The following is a 3,791-nucleotide window of genomic DNA, read 5'->3' on the forward strand; positions in this document are numbered from 1 at the left end:
GCCACCCCGCCGAGCGTCCCGACGGCCACGGCGGCGGCCAACGCCATCCGCACGGGCCGCCGCCACCGCGCACGCCGCTCGCCCACGGGGCACCCCGGCCGAGTGCCGATGCGGACGACGCCCACGTCGAGACCGTGGAACTCCCCTACGACAGAAGTCTGTTGGAACGCTTCGGCGTCACGGACGACATCGCCCGCCGCCCCCTCGGACATAGGTACGGCGCCGCCGGGAACGTCCGCATCGCGCACGGCGGCCGCACGCCCCGCCTTCGCCGCCCGGAACGCGGCCAACGCCGCTTCCTCGCCCGGGAGTTCGTCCTTCGCCGGGGCCGCGGAGGCGGCGAGGGCCGCCAGGAGGGACGTCACCCGGGTCGCCTCGTCGGGGACCCGGTCGGCGGAAGATCGCGGCGGCTCGCCGTTCAGCAGACGTTCCGACGTCTCGAGGTCCAGCCACTCGTCGTGCTCGTCGGCCATCACATGTCCCTCTGCGTCCGGGCGCGCGCAGGCGTCACACCCGCGGGCCCGACCGCATGGCCGCGGGGTCCTCGCTGGGGCGGGAGCGCGTCGAGTCCACCGGCCGACTCCTGGTCGGGGCCGAGGAGTTCGGCCAGACGCTTCAGGCCGCGGTGCGCGGCGGTGCGTACCGCTCCCGCGCGCTTACCGAGCGTCTCGGCGGCGGACTTGGCGTCCAGGCCGACCACCACGCGCAGCACCACCGCCTCGGCCTGGTCCTGCGGAAGACGTGCGATGAGGGAGAGGGTGCCGTCGGTGGCGAGTGCCTCCATCGCCTCACCGGCGGTGTCCGACTCGGCGGCGTGGCCGGTCAGTTCGCTCTCGTCGCCGCCTATCAGCGGGCGGCGGCCGCGCATCCGTATGTGGTCCAGGGCGCGGTTGCGGGCTATCCGCGCGGCCCAGCCGCGAAAGCGGTCCGCGTCCCCGCTGAACCGGTCGAGGTCGCGGGCGATCTGGAGCCAGGCCTCGGACGTGACGTCCTCCGCGTCCGGCTCCCCCACCAGCGTGCGCACATAGCCGAGCAGCCGTGGATGCACCGCGCGGTACACCGTGCGGAAGGCCTCCTCGTCACCGCCCTGGGCCGCGCGCACCGCGGCGGTCAGCTCCGCGTCGTCCCCCTGCACCGCACTCCCTTACGCCTGTCTGGTGGTCGGCGCGAAAGGCACGTTACGGCCTGAAACAGTGCCCCGTCCATGTCTGTAGAAGATGCAACTGACTCGTGATCCATTCCGGTGTGACACAAGCCGCACTCCCGACGCTGTACGAGATGCGGGCCGCACCCAGACCCGCCACACGCGACGGCCGGGGCCTCTCCTGTGGGGGGTGGCGGCCTCGGCCGTCGCCCCAACGCCCCCCGGTCCGCGCCCACTAGTGCCGCGGCAGGCAACGTTTGCCCGTCAAGGAGCGGCGTCCGGTGCGTGCTCTCGGCGTGCCGGCCGGAAGCTCTCGTACTGTGCGTACTCGGGCTTTCGTCCGGTGCGGCGAGAGTGCGTGCCGGGCGTCGCGACGGGGCGAACGTTGCCTGTTGCGGCACTAGGGTGCGCCGCATGAACACCGAGCCCCGACAGACGTCCGCCTTCCGCCTGATCGTCACGGGCGGCGGCACCGGCGGTCATACCTACCCCGCTCTCACCGCGATCCGCACCTTGCAGGCGCGCCTCGCGACCACCGGCCGCACCCTCGAAGTCCTGTGGATCGGCACGGCCGAGGGCCTGGAAGCACGGGTCACCGCCGCGGAGGGCATCCCGTTCACCACGGTCGCCACGGGGAAGATCCGGCGTTCCGCGAACCCGCTGAAGATGGTGTCACCGGCCAATGTCCGGGACATGGCGCGCGTGCCGCTCGGGGTCGCCCAGGCGCGCGGCGCCGTCTCCGACTTCCGGCCCGACGTCGTTCTGGCGACGGGAGGTTACGTCGCGGTCCCGGCCGGGCTCGCCGCCAGGATGTGCCGGGTCCCGCTGGTCCTGCACGAGCAGACCGTCCGCCTCGGGCTCGCCAACCGGAAGCTGGCCGGTTCCGCGGCGCGGATCGCCGTGTCCTCGGAGTCCACGCTGCCGCTCCTGCCGCAGAACGTGCGGTCCCTGGCGGTGGTCACCGGCAACCCCGTACGGCCGGAGGTCCTGGCCGGCCACCCGGACAAGGCCGTGACGGCACTGGGCCTGCACGCGTTCGACCGGCGGCTGCCGACGGTGTACGTCACCGGCGGCGCGCAGGGATCGCAGCAGATCAACGACGTGGTCGGCGACGCGCTGCCGTGGCTCCTGGAGCGCGCCAACGTGGTGCACCAGTGCGGCCCGGCCCACCGGGAGGCGCTGTCCGCGCGTGCCGCCGGGCTGCCCGCCGCCCTCGCCGCCCGGTATCACCTCACCCCCTTCGTCGGACCGGAGCTGCCGGACGTCCTGGCCCTGGCCGACCTGGTGATCTCGCGCAGCGGCGCGGGCACGCTGGCCGAGCTGACCGCCCTGGGCAAGCCCGCGGTCTTCATCCCGCTCGCGACGGCGGCCGGGAACGAACAGGCCCACAACGCACGCCACTTGGAGGAGTCCGGGGCGGCGGTCGCGCTCCTCGGCGACGTCACCGGCGGCCACCTGCGCGAGGCGGTCGGCCCGCTCCTCGACGACCCCCGGCGCCGGGCCGCGATGGCCGCCGCGGCCAGGGCGCACGGCCGTCCGGACGCCGCGGAACGGCTCGTGGACGTGATCCTGTCCGCGGCACGGGACTGACGCCCGTGCGGGCGTGAACGGCCCGCCCTGACACTCGCTCAGGTCACCCCGGCTTCACATCTGCCGCCCGTTGCGAGGCGCTTCACCGCGTCCTCGTACGCTTCTCCGATCGAACACGGTGAAGGAGACGGCGGAACCGATGGTGGGCGGCTTTGTGGGGTTCCTGGTGATGCCCTTGGTCGTTGCGGGGCTGGCCCGGTGGGCCGCGGCGCGACGGCGGCACGCGCTGGCCGTGGGGCGGGCCGTGCACTTCCGGTGTCGGCTCGACGGGCGCAGGGGGCGGCTGTTGATCGACCCGCGCCTCGACGGGCCCGTATTCATCGACCGGTCCGGGAACGCTGTTGCCCTGCCGCGCGGTGGCGAGGCGCTGGGTGCGACGGTCTCCACCGTCGGGCAGCCCCCTTTCGAGAAGGTCAGTCTCCGCTACCGGACGCCTCAAGGGCGGCTCGTGCGGCTGGGGTTGGCCACGCACGACGCGCGAACGCTCGGCGCCTGGCTGAGTGAAGAGGCCGGGCCGGTCTCCGCGCCCGCCCGGTGGCCGCTGCTGCCGACCGCGCCGTCGTGGGCAGTGTTCGCCCTCGCGGCGGCCCTGTTCGTGGGGCTGGCCACCGCGGACTTCGCGGTGTTCGGGAAGCACACGGATGCCGAGGTCGTACGGGTGGACCGCGCCGAGGACGACTGCACCGTCGCCTGGGACGGCGGCGTGGAGCAGGCGGGCGTGGACTGCGACGCGGCGGACATCCGCCCCGGCGACCGCGTACCGGTCGTCGCCCTCCCCTGGCCCTTCCTGGGCGAGGCCGTGGACACGGTGACCACCCCGCTGGTGGTCGCCGTGCTCGGAGGCGTCCCCGGACTGCTCGGCCTGACCGGTGCGTTGGTGGTCAACCCGCTGCTCTGCGCCCGGCGCGTCCGACGGGCACGCCGGGCCGGGCCCGGGGTCCTCCCGACGACGGTCGCGGACGGCGAGACGGAGGAGCAGGACGAGGAGGACACGGAGGAGTGGTCCGCCCTCGGCGACGACCTGCGCTACGCGGGCCTCGCCGCCGCGGCCCGGCAC

Annotated in this window: 3 protein-coding genes and 1 pseudogene; 2 read left to right on the plus strand and 2 right to left on the minus strand. The window is 74.3% G+C overall.

Annotation, left to right across the window (positions count from 1 at the left end; translation table 11 throughout):
- Positions 1 to 473: pseudogene (locus GTW40_RS07770) on the minus strand (hypothetical protein); the annotation flags it as partial.
- Positions 473 to 1,135, minus strand: a complete 663-nt coding sequence (locus GTW40_RS07775) for an RNA polymerase sigma factor (protein ID WP_161179414.1) — start codon at positions 1,133 to 1,135, stop codon at positions 473 to 475. The gene GTW40_RS07775 and the pseudogene GTW40_RS07770, both read right to left, overlap by 1 nt.
- Positions 1,136 to 1,558: 423 nt before the next feature.
- On the opposite strand from GTW40_RS07775, the gene GTW40_RS07780 reads away from it, so the two are divergent.
- Together GTW40_RS07780 and GTW40_RS07785 are read left to right on the plus strand one after the other, a co-directional pair.
- Entirely contained in the window at positions 1,559 to 2,734 is a 1,176-nt protein-coding gene (locus tag GTW40_RS07780; RefSeq protein ID WP_161179415.1) for a UDP-N-acetylglucosamine--N-acetylmuramyl-(pentapeptide) pyrophosphoryl-undecaprenol N-acetylglucosamine transferase, read from the plus strand.
- Between the two features lie 169 nt (positions 2,735 to 2,903).
- Positions 2,904 to 3,791, plus strand: an 888-nt coding sequence (locus GTW40_RS07785) for a hypothetical protein (RefSeq protein ID WP_161179416.1), incomplete at its 3' end; no start/stop codon positions are given.

Source organism: Streptomyces sp. SID4985 (assembly GCF_009863025.1).
In the GTDB taxonomy this organism is placed as follows: Bacteria; Actinomycetota; Actinomycetes; order Streptomycetales; family Streptomycetaceae; genus Streptomyces.

Excerpts from the sequence above, each read along its gene's own strand:
- GTW40_RS07780 (WP_161179415.1), top strand. The coding sequence starts at position 1,559 with ATGAACACCGAGCCCCGACAGACGTCCGCCTTCCGCCTGATCGTCACG.